Origin of the sequence: Mycobacterium sp. 1465703.0, assembly GCF_001672975.1 — a bacterium.
Taxonomy (GTDB): Bacteria; Actinomycetota; Actinomycetes; order Mycobacteriales; family Mycobacteriaceae; genus Mycobacterium.
The window spans coordinates 22,318-37,505 of sequence record NZ_LZKU01000208.1 but is presented as its reverse complement, the minus strand read 5'-3'; the positions used below and the strand labels follow the sequence as shown (position 1 = coordinate 37,505).

Below are 15,188 nucleotides of genomic sequence, written 5' to 3'. Positions count from 1 at the left end.
GGTCGCGGGCCTCGTCGGGGGTGATGGTCGCGCACTTGACGCCCACGCCGTGCTTCTTGATGGCATAGGCCGCGTCGATGGTCACCTGGTCGTCGGTGCGGTCGCGGTGCTCGATGCCCAGGTCGTAGTAGTCGAGATCGATGTCGAGGTGCGGCAGGATCAGCATGTCCTTGATGAACTTCCAGATGACGCGGGTCATCTCGTCACCGTCGAGTTCTACGACGCGGCCCTTGACCTTGATCTTGCCTTCGCCTGCCATGTCGAGTCCGGCTTCCTGGTTGCGGCCCTAGCCTGTCGAAGCCGCTAGCACCTCGTTGAACGTCTTGCTCGGCCGCATGACCGCAGTGGTCTTCTCGCTGTCCGGCCAGTAGTAGCCACCGATGTCGACCGACTCGCCCTGCACTTCGGCGAGTTCGGCCACGATGGCCTCCTCGTGTTCGCCCAGCGAGTCGGCCAGCGCGGCGAAGCGCTTGCTCAGCTCTTCATCGTCGGATTGCGCAAGCTCTTGGGCCCAGTACAGCGCCAGATAGAACTGGCTGCCCCGGTTATCGAGTTCACCGGCCTTGCGTGACGGGCTCTTGTTGTTCTCCAGCAGCTTGCCGATCGCGGCATCCAGCGTCTTGCCCAGCAGCTTGGCGCGCTTGTTGTCGGTCTTGATGCCGATGTCTTCGAAACACGCGCCGAGAGCGAGGAATTCGCCCAGGGAGTCCCAACGCAGGTGATTCTCCTCGACGAGCTGGTGGACGTGCTTGGGCGCCGAACCGCCCGCCCCGGTTTCATACATTCCGCCGCCGGACATCAACGGCACGATGGACAGCATCTTGGCGCTGGTGCCCAGCTCCAGAATCGGGAACAGGTCGGTGAGGTAGTCGCGCAGGATGTTTCCGGTCGCCGCAATGGTGTCCTGGCCGCGCATTGCGCGCTCGATCGTGTGCCGCATGGCCCGTTCCTGCGACATGATCTGGATGTCGAGGCCCTCGGTGTCGTGCTCGGCCAGGTAGGTGTTGACCTTCTTGCGCAGTTCGTTCTCGTGCGGGCGCTCCTGATCCAGCCAGAACACCACCGGCATACCCGAATTCCTCGCCCGGGTGACGGCCAGCTTGACCCAGTCGCGGATGGGTTCGTCGCGGACGATCGGCATGCGCCAGATGTCGCCCTCCTCCACGTTCTGGGTCAGCAGGACTTCCCCGGTGTCGAGATCGACGATGTTGGCGACGCCGTCCTCGGGGATCTCGAACGTCTTGTCGTGCGACCCATACTCTTCTGCCTGCTGCGCCATCAGCCCCACGTTGGGAACCGTGCCCATCGTGGTCGGATCGAACTGCCCGTGCGTCTTGCAGAAGTTGATGATCTCCTGGTAGATGCGGGAGAACGTGGACTCGGGGTTGACGGCCTTGGTGTCCTTCTGCCGCCCGTCGGCGCCCCACATCTTGCCGCCCGCGCGGATCATCGCCGGCATCGACGCATCCACGATCACATCGCTGGGCGAATGAAAGTTGGTGATGCCCTTGGCCGAATCGACCATGGCCAGCTCGGGACGGTGCTCGTGGCAAGCGTGCAGGTCGCGAATGATCTCGTCGTGCTGCGAGGCCGGCAGCGACTCGATCTTGTTGTACAGGTCCACCAATCCGTTGTTGACGTCGACGCCGAGTTCGTCGAACAGCGCCCCGTGCTTGGCGAAGGCGTCCTTGTAGAAGACCTTCACGGCGTGGCCGAAGACGATGGGGTGTGACACCTTCATCATCGTCGCCTTGACGTGCAGCGAGAACATCACGCCCGTCTCGTAGGCGTCCTGCATCTGCTCTTCGTAGAACTCGATCAGGGCCTTCTTGCTCATGAACATGGAATCGATGACGTCGCCCTTACGCAGCGACACCATGGGCTTGAGCACAATCGTCTTGCCGCCCTTGGTCTCCAGCTCCATCTTCACGTTGCAGGCGCGGTCCAGCGTCATCGACTTCTCGCCGTGGTAGAAGTCGCCGTGCCGCATGGTCGCGACGTGGGTGCGCGACGCCTGCGACCACTTCCCCATGCTGTGCGGATGCTTGCGCGCGTACTCCTTGACGGCCTTGGGGGCGCGACGGTCCGAGTTGCCTTGCCGCAGCACCGGGTTGACCGCGCTACCAAGGCATTTCGCGTAGCGTTCGCGAATTTCCTTGTCCTCGTCGGTCTTTGGATTCTGCGGAAAGTCCGGAACCTTGAAGCCCTTGCCCTGGAGTTCCTTGACCGCGGCGATCAGCTGCGGCACCGAGGCGCTGATGTTGGGCAGCTTGATGATGTTGGTGTCGGCCAGCTTCGTCAGCCGGCCCAGCTCGGCCAGGTTGTCGGGCACCCGCTGCTCTTCGGTCAGGTGCTCGGGGAACTCGGCGAGGATGCGGGCGGCTACGGAAATGTCGCTGGTCTTGATCTCGATGCCCGCCGGTTCGGCGAACGCACGCACGATCGGCAGGAGGGCATAAGTCGCCAGCAGCGGCGCTTCGTCGGTCAGTGTGTAGATGACGGTCGGCTGTTCGGCGCTCACGGTCCCTCTCCCGGCGTCAATGATGGGTACGAATTCTGGGGGGCTCAGCGTTCTGACTGCCACGTTATCAAGGGTGTTTGTGCAGGCGTCGACCTGCACACGCACCGCCACGGTTAGCGCTGAGTCGGCACAGTAAGCTAGTCTTCGTATTGGTCATGAGCGCCAGCATCAAGCCCCGGCTTGCTGGCCGGCAACCCTCCAACCGCGGTGGGGTGCCCCGGGTGATGACCAGGTTGAGTAGCCACCGATACCGGCTATCCGGCAAGCGCGGGTCCGCCATGACGGGCCCCTGAGTAGACAGGGAAACGTGATGCGCATTCTCTCAGCTCATTCGCGCCCGATCATGCGTCGCTGCTAACCCGCAACGCCGGTCGACGCCGCATTCCGGCGTCCCGGCCGTCCGACGGCAGATCCCCTACCAGCAGAAAGCAACCCCCGTGACCTCCGAGAACGCTGATCACGACACCGACCCGACCGCAAACTGGTCGTTCGAGACCAAGCAGGTGCACGCCGGCCAGCAGCCCGACCCGGCCACCAACGCCCGCGCCCTGCCGATCTACCAGACCACGTCCTACGTCTTCGACGACACCACGCACGCCGCAGCCCTGTTCGGGCTGGAAGTGCCGGGCAACATTTACACCCGGATCGGCAACCCGACCACCGATGTCGTCGAGCAGCGCATCGCCGCGCTCGAGGGCGGGGTGGCGGCACTGTTTTTAAGCTCCGGACAGGCGGCTGAGACGTTCGCCATATTGAACCTGGCGTGTGCCGGAGATCACATCGTCTCCAGCCCGCGGCTGTACGGCGGGACCTACAACCTGTTCCACTACTCGCTGGTCAAGCTCGGCATCGACGTCACTTTCGTGGACGACCCCGACGACTTGGATTCATGGCAGGCGGCGGTACGGCCCAACACCAAAGCCTTCTTCGGCGAGACCATCTCCAACCCGCAGATCGATGTGTTGGACATTCCCGGGGTCGCCGGCGTCGCGCACGCCAACGGCATCCCGCTGATCGTCGACAACACCATCGCCACGCCGTACCTGATCCAGCCGTTCAAGCACGGCGCCGACATCGTGGTGCACTCGGCCACCAAGTACCTCGGCGGCCACGGCTCGGCGATCGCCGGCGTCATCGTCGACGGCGGCACCTTCGACTGGACGCAGGGCCGCTTCCCCGGCTTCACCACCCCTGACCCGAGCTACCACGGCGTGGTGTTCGCCGAACTCGGTCCGCCGGCCTACGCGCTCAAGGCGCGAGTGCAGCTGCTGCGTGACCTCGGCTCGGCCGCATCGCCGTTCAACGCATTCCTGGTCGCCCAGGGCATCGAGACGCTGAGCCTGCGCATCGAGCGACACGTCGCCAACGCGCAACGGGTGGCCGAGTACCTGGCCGGCCACGAGGGCGTGTTGTCGGTCAACTATGCGGGCCTGCCCGACTCGCCCTGGCATGAACGGGCAAAGAAGCTGGCGCCCAAGGGAGTCGGCGCGGTGCTGGCCTTCGAGCTGGCCGGCGGCATCGAGGCCGGCAAGGCGTTCGTGAACGCGCTGAAGCTGCACAGCCACGTGGCCAACATCGGCGACGTGCGCTCCCTGGTGATCCACCCGGCGTCCACCACCCACGCTCAGCTGTCCGCAGAGGAACAGCTGAGCACCGGGGTCAGCCCCGGACTGGTGCGCTTGGCCGTCGGCATCGAGGGCATCGACGACATCCTGGCCGACCTGGAGCTCGGATTCGCCGCGGCAAGCAAATTCGGTGCGACCGCGGGAGCCTCCGGCACCGACCCGCAGGCCGTGGCGGCGTTCTGAGGAGCCCGGTAATGACCATCTCCGACGTGCCGACCCAAACGTTGCCCGACGAAGGCGAGATCGGCTTCGTCCACATCGGCTCGCTGACCACCGAGAGCGGTGCGGTCATCGACGACGTGCACATCGCCGTCCAGCGATGGGGCGAGTTGTCACCCACGCGGGACAACGTGGTGGTAGTACTGCACGCGCTCACCGGTGACTCGCATGTCACCGGGCCCGCCGGGCCCGGGCATCCCACCGGCGGCTGGTGGAACGAGATGGTGGGGCCGGGCGCGCCGATCGACACCAACCGCTGGTGCGCGGTGGCCACCAATGTGCTGGGCGGTTGCCGCGGCTCCACCGGGCCAAGCTCACGGGCCCGGGACGGAAAGCCTTGGGGCTCAAGGTTCCCCCGGATTTCTATCCGCGACCAGGTCGAGGCCGACATCGCCGCGCTGACCGCGCTGGGAATCGAAGAGGTCGCCGCCGTGGTCGGTGGATCAATGGGTGGCGCAAGGGCTTTGGAATGGATTGTCGGTCACCCGAGCCGGGTCCGGGCCGGGTTGTTGCTGGCGGTGGGTGCGCGCGCCACCGCCGATCAGATCGGCACCCAGTCCACGCAGATCGCGGCGATCAAGGCCGACCCGAACTGGCAGGGCGGCGACTACCACGGCACCGGGCGCACACCCGATGCCGGGCTGGCGATTGCGCGGCGCTTCGCGCATTTGACCTATCGCGGTGAAGTCGACCTCGACACCCGGTTCGGCAACGATCCGCAGGGCGACGAAGATCCGTCCAACGGCGGCCGCTACGCAGTACAAAGCTACCTGGAATACCAGGGCGACAAGCTGCTGGAGCGCTTCGACGCGGGCAGCTACGTGGTGTTGACCGAGACGTTGAACAGTCATGACGTCGGCCGGGGCCGCGGTGGAGTGGGTAAGGCGTTGCGCAACTGCCCGGTACCGGTTGTGGTCGGCGGCATCACCTCCGATCGGCTGTACCCGCTGCGGTTGCAGCAGGAGCTGGCCGAGCAGCTACCCGGGTGCACCGATCTGCACGTCGTGGACTCCCCGTGCGGACACGACGGCTTCCTGGTGGAATCCGACGCGGTCGGCGAATTGATCCGTAAGACACTGGTGTTGGCCGACAACAGGGAAGGCGCGTCGTAACGCATGACCCGCGCGCGGCACGACCGCTCCCTATCGTTCGGCTCGGCGGCCGCGGCTTACGAGCGTGGACGTCCCTCCTACCCCCCGGAAGCGATCGACTGGCTGTTGCCGGTGGGTGCGCGCCAGGTGCTCGACCTGGGCGCCGGCACCGGGAAGCTGACGACGCGGCTGGTGGAACGCGGCCTGGACGTGGTGGCCGTCGACCCGATACCGGACATGCTGGAGGTGTTGCGCACCTCGCTGCCCGAGACCCGGGCGCTACTGGGCACCGCGGAAGAGATTCCGTTGGAAGACAACAGTGTTGACGTGGTGCTGGTGGCACAGGCTTGGCATTGGGTAGACCCGGAGCGCGCGATTCCGGAGGTCGCCCGGGTGCTGCGGCCCGGCGGCCGGCTGGGCCTGGTGTGGAACACCCGTGACGAGCGGCTGGGCTGGGTGCGCGAACTGGGCGAGATCATCGGCAGCGACGGCGACGGCCGCCGCACCCAGGTGACGCTGCCCGAGCCGTTCACCGACCTGGCGCATCATCGGGTCGAGTGGACGAGTTACCTTACGCCACAAGCATTGATCGACCTGGTCGCGTCCCGCAGCTACTGCATCACCTCGCCGACCGAGGTCCGCACCCAAACGCTCGACCAGGTGCGCGAATTGCTCGCCACCCATCCGGCGCTGGCGAATTCGACCGGCCTGGCGCTGCCCTACGTCACCGTGTGCACCCGGGCGACGCTGGCCGGTTGACGACTACCAATCATCATCCCCCTCTCGCAACAGCTTTTCGGGGTGATGGAAGGTGTTGGTGCGGGGTCGCCCTTTGTCGAGGTGCGGCGGTGGTTTCCATTCGGTGTCGGCTCGCGTGTTTTTGCGGGTACTCCATCCGCCGGGCTTAAGGAGCCGATGATGGGGGCCGCAGGCGAAAGTGAGGTCGTTGACGTCCGTGGTGTGCCACTTGGCGTAGTCGGTGACGTGGTGGACTTCGCAGTAGTAGCCGGGCACGGTGCATCCAGGGGCCGAGCACCCGCGATCCTTGGCGTACAAGACGATTCGTTGTCCGGGTGAGGCGAGGCGCTTGGTGTGATAGAGGGCAAGCGCTTTGCCCTTGTCGAAGATCGCCAGGTAGTGGTGCGCGTGCCGGGCCAGTCGGATCACGTCACTCATCGGCAGGATGGTGCCCCCGCCGGTCAGACCGCGCCCGGCTGCGGATTCGAGCTCGCTTAGCGTCGTGCTGATGACGATGGAGGCGGGTAAGCCGTTGTGCTGACCCAGTTCTCCGGAGGCCAACAGCGCCCGCAGCCCCGCGTTGAGCCCGTCATGGTTGCGTTGGCCGGCAGATCGCGGGTCGTGTTCGATTGCTTCTTGCGTGGGCACGCCGTCCACGCAGGGAATGTCGTCAAGGGGATTGCACATGCCGGGGGCGGCGAGTTTCGCCAGCACGGCTTCCAGCGTGGCGCGTGCTTCGGGCGTCAACCAGCCGCGCAGCTGCGACATCCCGTCGGCTTGCTGATTGCCCAGCGTCAGGCCGCGCTGCCGGGCCCGGTCCTCGTCGCTGTAGTTGCCGTCGGGGTTGAGGCAGTCGGCGAGCGTGTTGGCGATTGCCGCCAATTGTTCGGGACGAAATCTGCTGCCTTCCTTGGCCAGCCGAGCTTCGACCTGCTCGCGGGTCGCCACGTCGATCCAGCCGGGCAGTTGGTGGTAGAACTTGCGAATCACCGCAACCTGGCCGCTGCCCAGCGTGCCATTACGTTGGCCGGCCGCGGTGGCGGCCAGCACCGGGGGCACGGGCTCACCGGTCAGACCATGGCGCCACCCCAAATCCCGCGCCTCCTTGATACGGCGCGCGGCTTCGCCGCGGCTGACCAACGCCGACTCCGCGATCGCATGGGACAACGTACCTCCGAGCTCTGCCGGAGTGGCGTCGCGTGCAAGGGAATTGATCAGCGGATGTTCGATGGCCGGTATGCGCCGGCGCAGTTTCTCGCAGCGCTCCAAGATCGCCAGCTGTTGCCGAGTGTTCAACGCATCGAACGACAAGGTGCAGGCGCGATCCAACTCGGCATCGAGCGCGTCGAACACCGCGTCGATATCTTGCTGACTACTCGCGCTCACACCACCAAACTAGCCGGTACCACCGACAAAACCAGGCCCGAAAATCACCATAGATTCACACTCGCGCAATTGGTTCGTCAAAAATCTAGCCCCGAGAACATCGTCCGGTTGCCATCAACGAATTGCCTTCAAGATCTGCATACCTCACATTGTTTGCGATCCGGACTTGGTCCTCGCTCCTAGGCGATTGTTGTAAACGACGCAGTAGCCATGTAATGCCCATCGCGTCGGCGCCATCGCAGCGCCGTTAAAAATCCAGCCCCGAGAACATCGTCCGGTTGGGGTCGTACTTCTGCCGAACGGTGGTCAGCCGCGACAAGTTCGAGCCGTAGTAGCGCACCGGCGCGGTGTTGGCCTCCAGATAGTTGACGTAGCCGCCGACTGAGAACTGTTGCACCGCTTGATGTGCGGTGGCTAGCCAGGTGGTCGCGGCGGCAATCTGGTTACTGGCGGGCTCCACATACCACTGCACCACAGCGGACTGATTACGCCACGGAAACGCGGTGTCCCCCGCGGCCACGTCGGCCACCGCACCACCCAGCGGATCGATCAGAACCGAGGCCTGCCCCGCCCCTGAGGCCGGCCACTGCCCGGCTGCGGTCGCAATGGCATGGGCCGCATCGGAAGTCATCGGTCCGATCACATCCGAGCCGCCGACGAAAGCCCGTGCCGGACTGGTTGCGCCGCCACCGGCCAGATACGTGACCAGATCCATGTGACTGAGCGTCTTGTTGGTGACGGCGCTGGGCGCCAGCCCTACCGCGGATTTGAGGGCGTCGACCACGCCGGTGCCGGTGCCGGCCGGAGATGTCGCCAGCACATGGCAATTCGCCTGCGCCGAACCGACCGACAGGTCGACCATCCCCCAGGTGCTCCGATCGGCGCCCGCCAGCCAGGACTGCCAACCGGTGAGCACCTGCACCGCCGACGACGGCGGGAAGTCGAGCCGGACCAGGTCGGTGTCGGCGGTGGCGAAGGTCGCGAACGTCATCGACGTCGTCACGCCGAAATTGCCGCCGCCCCCGCCGCGCAACGCCCAGAACAGATCCGGGTTGTCGTTGGCGGACGCGGTAACCACGTCGCCACTGGGCAACACCACGGTCGCGGACTGCAGCGCATCGCAGGTGAGCCCGGCACGCCGGGCGTCGGCTCCCACTCCGCCACCCAGCGCGAGCCCAGCCATGCCGACGGTGGGGCAGGTGCCGGTGGGTACGGCGCGGCCCGCGCCGGCCAAAGCCTGGTGCACTGCATAGAGATTCGTCGCCGGGCTCACCGTGACATTGTTGCCATCGAAGTTCGCCCCACCGGGCAGACCGCGCAGGTCGAGCACCATCGTGCCGTTGGCGCTCGAGGCACCGACATAGGAATGCCCACCGCCACGCGGGGCAATCTTGAGGTTGTTGTTTTTCGCGAACGTGACTGCCTTCTGCACGTCGGCTTGCGACGAAACCTTCACTACCGCAGCGGGATTGGAATTGTTGTAGAACGAGTTGAAAGCCTGCTTGCCGGTGGAGAATTGGCCGCCATTGGCCGGCAACAACACGCTGCCGCCGATGGTCGAGGCCAGACCGCCCCAGCCGGCGGTGGGGTCAGCAGCCGCCGGACCGGTGCCGAACACCGCTCCCGTCGCCAACATCCCGGCGGCGCCGCGAAGAAACGTCTGACGCGAGATCTCATGGTTGACCGGACGGCCGCGTTTCGTCGTCATGGGGCGGATTCTGGTTCATGACGCAGCCAGGAATCGGGTGCCGCCGCCCGTGTTCACATCACAGTGTGGCTTCGATCCGCCGGTCGGCCTTGCGCAATCGGGCCGGGTAATAACCGACGCCACCAAGACAGTGACCTCACGAAACGCTTATTGTGCGAACCTTTATCCCACCGTGTCGTAAACGTGACAGTCATAGCCCAGAGTTCGTAGCGTGATTCGAGTGCCTCAGACGCACTCCATGGCGGACGGGGAAGCTGGCGTGAAGGCACTTGCACGAACTCATCAATGGATCTGGGTTTTGCGTCATCAACCCTTCACCATTCGCCTGCTGGCCGCGGCCGCCGGCCTGCTGACCGTGGCCTCGGCGTTCGCCGCGCCGGCCGAAGCGGACGGCAACGGCGACGAATTCATCGACGCGCTCAACCATGCCGGCATCGACTTCGGCGAGCCCGGAAACGCGATGTCCGTGGGCGAGTCGATCTGCCCGATGCTGTCGCAGCCCGGTGGCAATTTCGCCGCTGCCGCGTCCAGCGTCGCCGGCCGGGGCATGTCACCCACGATGGCCCGCATGTTCACCACGATCGCGATTCAGACGTACTGTCCCGAGGAGATGGCGAACATCGCCAGCGGCAACCTGTCCGGCGCCCTGCCGCAGGTCCCGGGAATGCCCGGGCAGATACCGGGCCAAATCCCAGGCATGCCTGGCCAATATCCCGGCATACCGGGCCAGATGCCAGGTGTACCAGGCCAATACCCGGGTCAACTGCCCGGGCAGGTGCCGGGGCTGCCCCGAGGGTTCTAGCGGGTGCCCAGCGGGTCGATGGTCCACGCGATATAAAACATCGCGGCCCCGACCGTCGCGGTGGTCATGAAGTCGATTCCTTTGCCGCGCACCACCAGCAGGCCGGCCCGGTCCTCGGATAACAGCAACCGCAGCAGCGCCGCCACACCGACGCCGATGCCGATCAACAGCGAACCGCGGCGCCAGAAGTTGGCCCCGACCAGAACCAGTGCCGTCGCAAAGATCAGGCCCACCAACAGAATCGGCCATTGAGCCCGCAGCACGGTCCGCGCGGTCATTGCCGCTCGGCCAGCTCGACGACGTTGGTCAACAGGAACGCGCGGGTCAGCGGTCCCACACCGCCGGGGTTCGGCGACACGTGTCCGGCCACATCCCACACATCGGGGTGCACGTCGCCGGCCAGCTTGCCGTCCACCCGGCTGACGCCGACGTCGAGCACCGCTGCGCCGGGACGCACCATGTCGGGGGTCAGCATGTGCGGCACCCCGACGGCGGCCACGATGATGTCGGCCTGCTTCGTCAGCGAAGGCAGGTCGCGGGTTTTGGTGTGACACAACGTCACCGTGGCGTTCTCGGAGCGACGGGTCAGCAGCAGACCCAGCGGGCGCCCGACCGTGACGCCGCGACCGATGACCACCACGTGCGCCCCGGCGATCTCGACGTCGTAGCGGCGCAACAGGTGCACGATGCCGCGCGGGGTGCACGGCAGCGGCGCCGGGTGGTTGAGCACCAGCCGGCCCAGGTTGGTCGGGTGCAGTCCGTCGGCGTCCTTGTTCGGGTCGACACGCTCCAGCGCCGCGTTCTCGTCCAAGTGCTTGGGCAGCGGCAACTGCACGATGTAACCGGTGCAGTCGGGGTTGGCGTTGAGCTCGTCGATGGTCTCGTTGAGGGTCTCGGTGCTGATGTCGGCGGGCAGGTCACGACGGATCGAGGTGATACCGACCTTCGCGCAGTCGGCGTGCTTGCCCCGCACGTATGCCTGAGAGCCGGGGTCGTCGCCCACCAGGATGGTGCCCAAACCGGGGGTGCGGCCCGACGCGGTCAATGCGGCCACCCGGTGTTTGAGGTCGACGAAGATCTCGTCGCGGGTGGCCTTGCCGTCCAGCGTGATTGCTCCCACGCTGACAGTCTGGCAGACATCGATGATGGCGACCCGCCGCGCCCGGCTTCGCCGCGCTTGCGAGCGCCATTAGGCTCCCCGTTATGCCTACCCCTCCGGACGTCTTCAGCCCCGCGAAGCTCGGTCCGATCACGCTGCGTAACCGCACCATCAAGTCCGCCACGTTCGAGGCGCGCACACCCGAGGCCCTGGTGACAGACGACCTCATCGAATACCACCGACTGCCGGCCGCCGGCGGGGTCGGCATGACGACCGTCGCCTACTGCGCCGTCTCCCCCGGCGGCCGCACCGAGGGCAACGGGATCTGGATGCGACCCGAGGCGGTGCCCGGATTCCGCCGGCTCACCGACGCGATCCACGCCGAGGGCGCCGCGGTCAGCGCGCAGATCGGCCACGCCGGCCCGGTGGCCAACGCCAAGTCCAACAAGGCGAAAGCCCTGGCGCCGGTCCGGTTCTTCAATCCGATCGGGATGCGGTTCGCCAAGAAGGCCACCCGCGAGGACATCGACGACGTCATCGCCGCGCACGCCAACGCCGCCCGGCTGGCCATCGAGGCCGGCTTCGACGCCGTCGAAATCCACTTGGGCCACAACTACCTGGCGAGTTCGTTTCTGTCCCCGCTGATCAACCGCCGCGGCGACGAGTTCGGCGGATCGCTGCAGAACCGGGCCAAGGTCGCCCGCGGCATGGTGATGGCCGTCCGGCGAGCGGTGGAGAAGGAAGGCACCCCCATCGCGGTGACCGCCAAGCTGAACATGGCCGACGGCGTTCGCGGCGGCATCAGCACCGAGGAGTCGCTGACCACCGCCAAGTGGCTGGAAGAAGACGGCGGGCTGGACGCGATCGAACTCACCGCGGGCAGTTCACTGGTCAACCCGATGTACCTGTTCCGTGGCGAGGCACCGCTCAAGGAGTTCGCCGGGGCGTTCAAGCCGCCGCTGCGCTGGGGCATGCGCATGACGGGCAAGAAGTTCTTGCGCGAATATCCCTACCGCGAGGCCTATCTGCTGCGTGACGCCAAGCTGTTCCGCGACGAGTTGAAGATGCCGCTGATCCTGCTCGGCGGCATCACTAACCGGGAGACGATGGATCTGGCGATGGCCGAGGGATTCGAGTTCGTCGCGATGGCCCGCGCACTGCTGGCCGAGCCGGATCTGATCAACCGGATCGCCGCAGATGGCGCCGCGCATCAGGTGCATTCGGCGTGCACGCACTGCAATCGCTGCATGCCCACGATTTACACCCGGACACACTGCGTCGTCACCGGCGCGCCTGACGCTCAGCGGTAAACCACAGCGCTGCAAGCTACAGTTGTGGCGATGTCAGCACCAGCCCCGCCAGCGCTAACCGTCCATCACGAAGGATCGGAACGCACCTTCGCAGCGGGCCACGATGTAGTAGTCGGGCGCGATCTGCGAGCAGACATGCGCATCACCCATCCGCTGATCTCGCGCGCCCACCTGCTGCTGCGTTTCGAACAGGGCAAGTGGCTGGCCATCGACAACGGTTCGCTCAACGGAACTTTCGTCAACGGCCGCCGCGTGCCGGTGGTCGAGATCCACGACGGACAGACGCTCAACATCGGCAACCCGGACGGACCGCTGCTGACCTTCGACGTCGGGCGCCACCAAGGTATGGCCGGGCGTCCACCCCGGACCGAATCGATGGGCATCCCGGTGGCCGCGCCCCCGCAGGCCGCGGCATGGTCGGCGCAGCCGGCTCCGCCCGTCGCCGCACCACCCCCGCCGCCGCCCGGCCGCACACCCAACTGGGCGGCGCCACCGCGGCGACCGCAACCCGCACCCGTGCAGCGCCAGGCGCCACCGGGTCAGACCATGTACGGGGGCGGCGGCGGACGCCCGCCCGCGTTCCCGCCGGCCGCGCCACCCCCGCCGCACCACGCCCCGCCCATCGCGCAGATGCCGGCCGTGGGCTCGGTGGCCGGACCGCACACCCAGATGGCGCCCGCCTCCGTCAAGCCGCCCGAGGTGGCAAACCTCGCGACCAAGATGTTCCAGGCATTGCTGCCGTCGCGGTCCGGTGCGATCCAGAAGCCGGCCGGGTCGCAGACCATCGGCCGGGCCACCGACAACGACATCGTCATCCAGGACGTGCTGGCCTCGCGCCACCACGCCTTCTTGATCCAGACGCCGCTGGGCACCGAGATCCGCGACGCGCACAGCGTGAACGGAACCTTCGTCAACGGTGTCCGGGTCGGCTCGGCGGTGCTGACCGAAGGCGACGTGGTCACCATCGGCAACGTCGACCTGGTGTTCACCGGCGACGGCCTGGTGCGACGCACCGAGGCGGCGACGCGGACGGGCGGGCTGGAGGTCAACTCCGTCTGCTACACCGTGGACCACGGCAAGCAGCTGCTCGACCACATCTCGCTGACCGCGCGGCCCGGGACGCTGACCGCCATCATCGGTGGTTCGGGTGCCGGCAAGACCACGCTGTCGCGGCTGATCGTCGGTTACACCAGCCCGACCTCGGGCAATGTCACCTTCGAGGGCCACGACATTCACAGCGAGTACGCGTCCATGCGCAGCCGGATCGGGATGGTGCCGCAGGACGACGTGGTGCACCGCCAGCTGACGGTCAACCAGGCGCTGAACTACGCCGCCGAACTGCGGCTACCACCCGACACCAGCAAAGAGGAACGGGCCCGCGTCGTCGCGCAGGTGCTCGAGGAACTCGACATGACCCAGCACGCCGACACCCGGGTCGACAAGCTCTCCGGCGGCCAGCGCAAACGCGCGTCGGTCGCGCTGGAGCTGCTCACCCAGCCATCGCTGTTGCTGCTGGACGAGCCGACCTCCGGCCTGGACCCGGCACTGGACCGTCAGGTCATGTTGATGCTGCGCCAGCTGGCCGACGCGGGCCGCGTGGTGCTGGTGGTCACCCACTCGGTGTCCTACCTGGACGTGTGCGATCAGATCCTGCTGGTCGCGCCCGGCGGCAAGACCGCCTTCTGCGGGCCGCCCGATCAGGTCGAGCCCGCCTTGGGCACCCGCAACTGGGCCGACATCTTCGCCAAGGTGGGCGCCGACCCGGACGAGGCCAACCGCCGCTTCAAGGAGCGCAACCAGCAGTCGTCGGCGCCGCCGACTCCGGAGAGTCCGGCGGACCTGGGTGAACCGCCCCAAACCGATCTCTTCCGGCAGTTGTCCACGATCGCCCGCCGCCAGGTTCGGCTGGTCGTCTCCGACCGCGGTTACACGATCTTCTTGGCGGTCCTGCCGTTCCTGATCGGCGCGTTGTCGCTGACCGTGAAAGGTCCCCATCCCGGCCTCGGCCCGGCCGATCCGTTGGGACCGGCGCCGACACAGCCGCAGTACATCATGGTGCTGTTGAACATCGGCGCCGTCTTCATGGGCACCGCGCTGACCATCCGCGACCTGATCGGCGAGCGGGCCATCTTCCGCCGAGAACAGGCCGTGGGCCTGTCCACGACGGCCTATCTGCTGGCCAAGATCGCGGTGTTCTGCGTTTTCGCCACCGCCCAGGCGGCGATCGCGACCACCATCGTGAGGCTGGGTAAGGGCGCGCCGACGGCGCATCCCCAGTTTTTCGGCAACTCGACGTTCTCGCTGTTCGTCACCGTGGCGGGCACCTGTATAGCGTCGGCGATGCTCGGGCTGCTGCTCTCGGCGTTGGCGCAGTCCAACGAACAGATCATGCCGCTGCTGGTGGTGTCGATCATGTCCCAGCTGGTGTTCTCCAGCGGCATGATCCCGGTGTATCAGCGCATCGGCCTCGAGCAGATGGCGTGGCTGACGCCGGCTCGTTGGGGCTACGCGGCGGGCGCGTCCTCGATCGACTTTCCGTCGCTGGTGAAGGTCAAGCAGATACCGACCAACGACCCGATTTGGCAGCACTCGAAGCACATTTTCGTCTTCGACATGTTCATGCTGGCGGCGCTGTCGATCGGCTACACCGGCTTCGTCCGCTGGCATATCCGGCTGAAACGCTGAGGCC

At 66.4% G+C, this 15,188-nt stretch carries 12 protein-coding genes and 1 riboswitch; of the genes, 6 read left to right on the top strand and 6 right to left on the bottom strand.

The features are described 5' to 3' along the window. Positions 1–259 (bottom strand): isocitrate/isopropylmalate family dehydrogenase (locus A5625_RS19700; protein ID WP_255397998.1); only part of this gene is annotated, 259 nt, incomplete at its 3' end. A gap of 27 nt (positions 260–286) precedes the next feature. Continuing rightward, a complete protein-coding gene (locus tag A5625_RS19695; RefSeq protein WP_066997715.1) occupies positions 287–2,521 on the bottom strand; it encodes an NADP-dependent isocitrate dehydrogenase in 2,235 nt (744 codons plus the stop codon). 151 nt (positions 2,522–2,672) lie between these two features. Continuing rightward, positions 2,673–2,795, top strand: a riboswitch (SAM riboswitch). Between the two features lie 163 nt (positions 2,796–2,958). Between A5625_RS19695 and A5625_RS19690 the strand changes: the two genes are divergently transcribed. The 3 genes from A5625_RS19690 to A5625_RS19680 are packed head-to-tail and all read left to right on the top strand — an operon-like array spanning position 2,959 to position 6,215. Beyond that, positions 2,959–4,329: a bifunctional o-acetylhomoserine/o-acetylserine sulfhydrylase gene (locus A5625_RS19690; protein ID WP_066997712.1), complete on the top strand. Its 1,371-nt coding sequence runs from the start codon at positions 2,959–2,961 to the stop codon at positions 4,327–4,329. An 11-nt stretch (positions 4,330–4,340) separates the two neighbouring features. Beyond that, positions 4,341–5,477 carry a homoserine O-acetyltransferase gene (locus A5625_RS19685; RefSeq protein WP_066997709.1) on the top strand — a complete coding sequence of 379 codons (1,137 nt, stop codon included), beginning with the start codon at positions 4,341–4,343 and terminating at the stop codon, positions 5,475–5,477. A gap of 3 nt (positions 5,478–5,480) precedes the next feature. Continuing rightward, entirely contained in the window at positions 5,481–6,215 is a 735-nt protein-coding gene (locus tag A5625_RS19680; RefSeq protein ID WP_066997706.1) for a class I SAM-dependent methyltransferase, read from the top strand. Between the two features lie 3 nt (positions 6,216–6,218). Here the strand turns inward: A5625_RS19680 and A5625_RS19675 are convergent, their stop codons facing one another. Further along, positions 6,219–7,580 (bottom strand): HNH endonuclease signature motif containing protein, encoded by a 1,362-nt coding sequence (locus A5625_RS19675; RefSeq protein ID WP_066997703.1) that lies wholly within the window; start codon positions 7,578–7,580, stop codon positions 6,219–6,221. 247 nt (positions 7,581–7,827) lie between these two features. Beyond that, positions 7,828–9,288: an FAD-binding oxidoreductase gene (locus A5625_RS19670; protein ID WP_066997700.1), complete on the bottom strand. Its 1,461-nt coding sequence runs from the start codon at positions 9,286–9,288 to the stop codon at positions 7,828–7,830. A gap of 259 nt (positions 9,289–9,547) precedes the next feature. On the opposite strand from A5625_RS19670, the gene A5625_RS19665 reads away from it, so the two are divergent. Then, positions 9,548–10,090 (top strand): DUF732 domain-containing protein, encoded by a 543-nt coding sequence (locus tag A5625_RS19665; RefSeq protein WP_082984479.1) that lies wholly within the window; start codon positions 9,548–9,550, stop codon positions 10,088–10,090. Here A5625_RS19665 and A5625_RS19660 read toward each other — a convergent pair. Together A5625_RS19660 and A5625_RS19655 are read right to left on the bottom strand one after the other, a co-directional pair. After that, positions 10,087–10,368 carry a DUF3017 domain-containing protein gene (locus A5625_RS19660; RefSeq protein ID WP_066997697.1) on the bottom strand — a complete coding sequence of 94 codons (282 nt, stop codon included), beginning with the start codon at positions 10,366–10,368 and terminating at the stop codon, positions 10,087–10,089. The two genes, A5625_RS19665 and A5625_RS19660, sit on opposite strands and share 4 nt — an antisense overlap. After that, positions 10,365–11,210, bottom strand: a complete 846-nt coding sequence (locus tag A5625_RS19655; protein WP_066997694.1) for a bifunctional methylenetetrahydrofolate dehydrogenase/methenyltetrahydrofolate cyclohydrolase — start codon at positions 11,208–11,210, stop codon at positions 10,365–10,367. The genes A5625_RS19660 and A5625_RS19655 overlap by 4 nt, the downstream gene beginning before the upstream one ends. Positions 11,211–11,293: 83 nt before the next feature. Between A5625_RS19655 and A5625_RS19650 the strand changes: the two genes are divergently transcribed. After that, entirely contained in the window at positions 11,294–12,499 is a 1,206-nt protein-coding gene (locus tag A5625_RS19650) for an NADH:flavin oxidoreductase (RefSeq protein WP_066997691.1), read from the top strand. Positions 12,500–12,529: 30 nt separating this feature from the next. Continuing rightward, complete coding sequence (locus A5625_RS19645) at positions 12,530–15,184, top strand: FHA domain-containing protein (RefSeq protein WP_066997688.1); 2,655 nt, start codon at positions 12,530–12,532, stop codon at positions 15,182–15,184. Positions 15,185–15,188 lie beyond the last annotated feature (4 nt).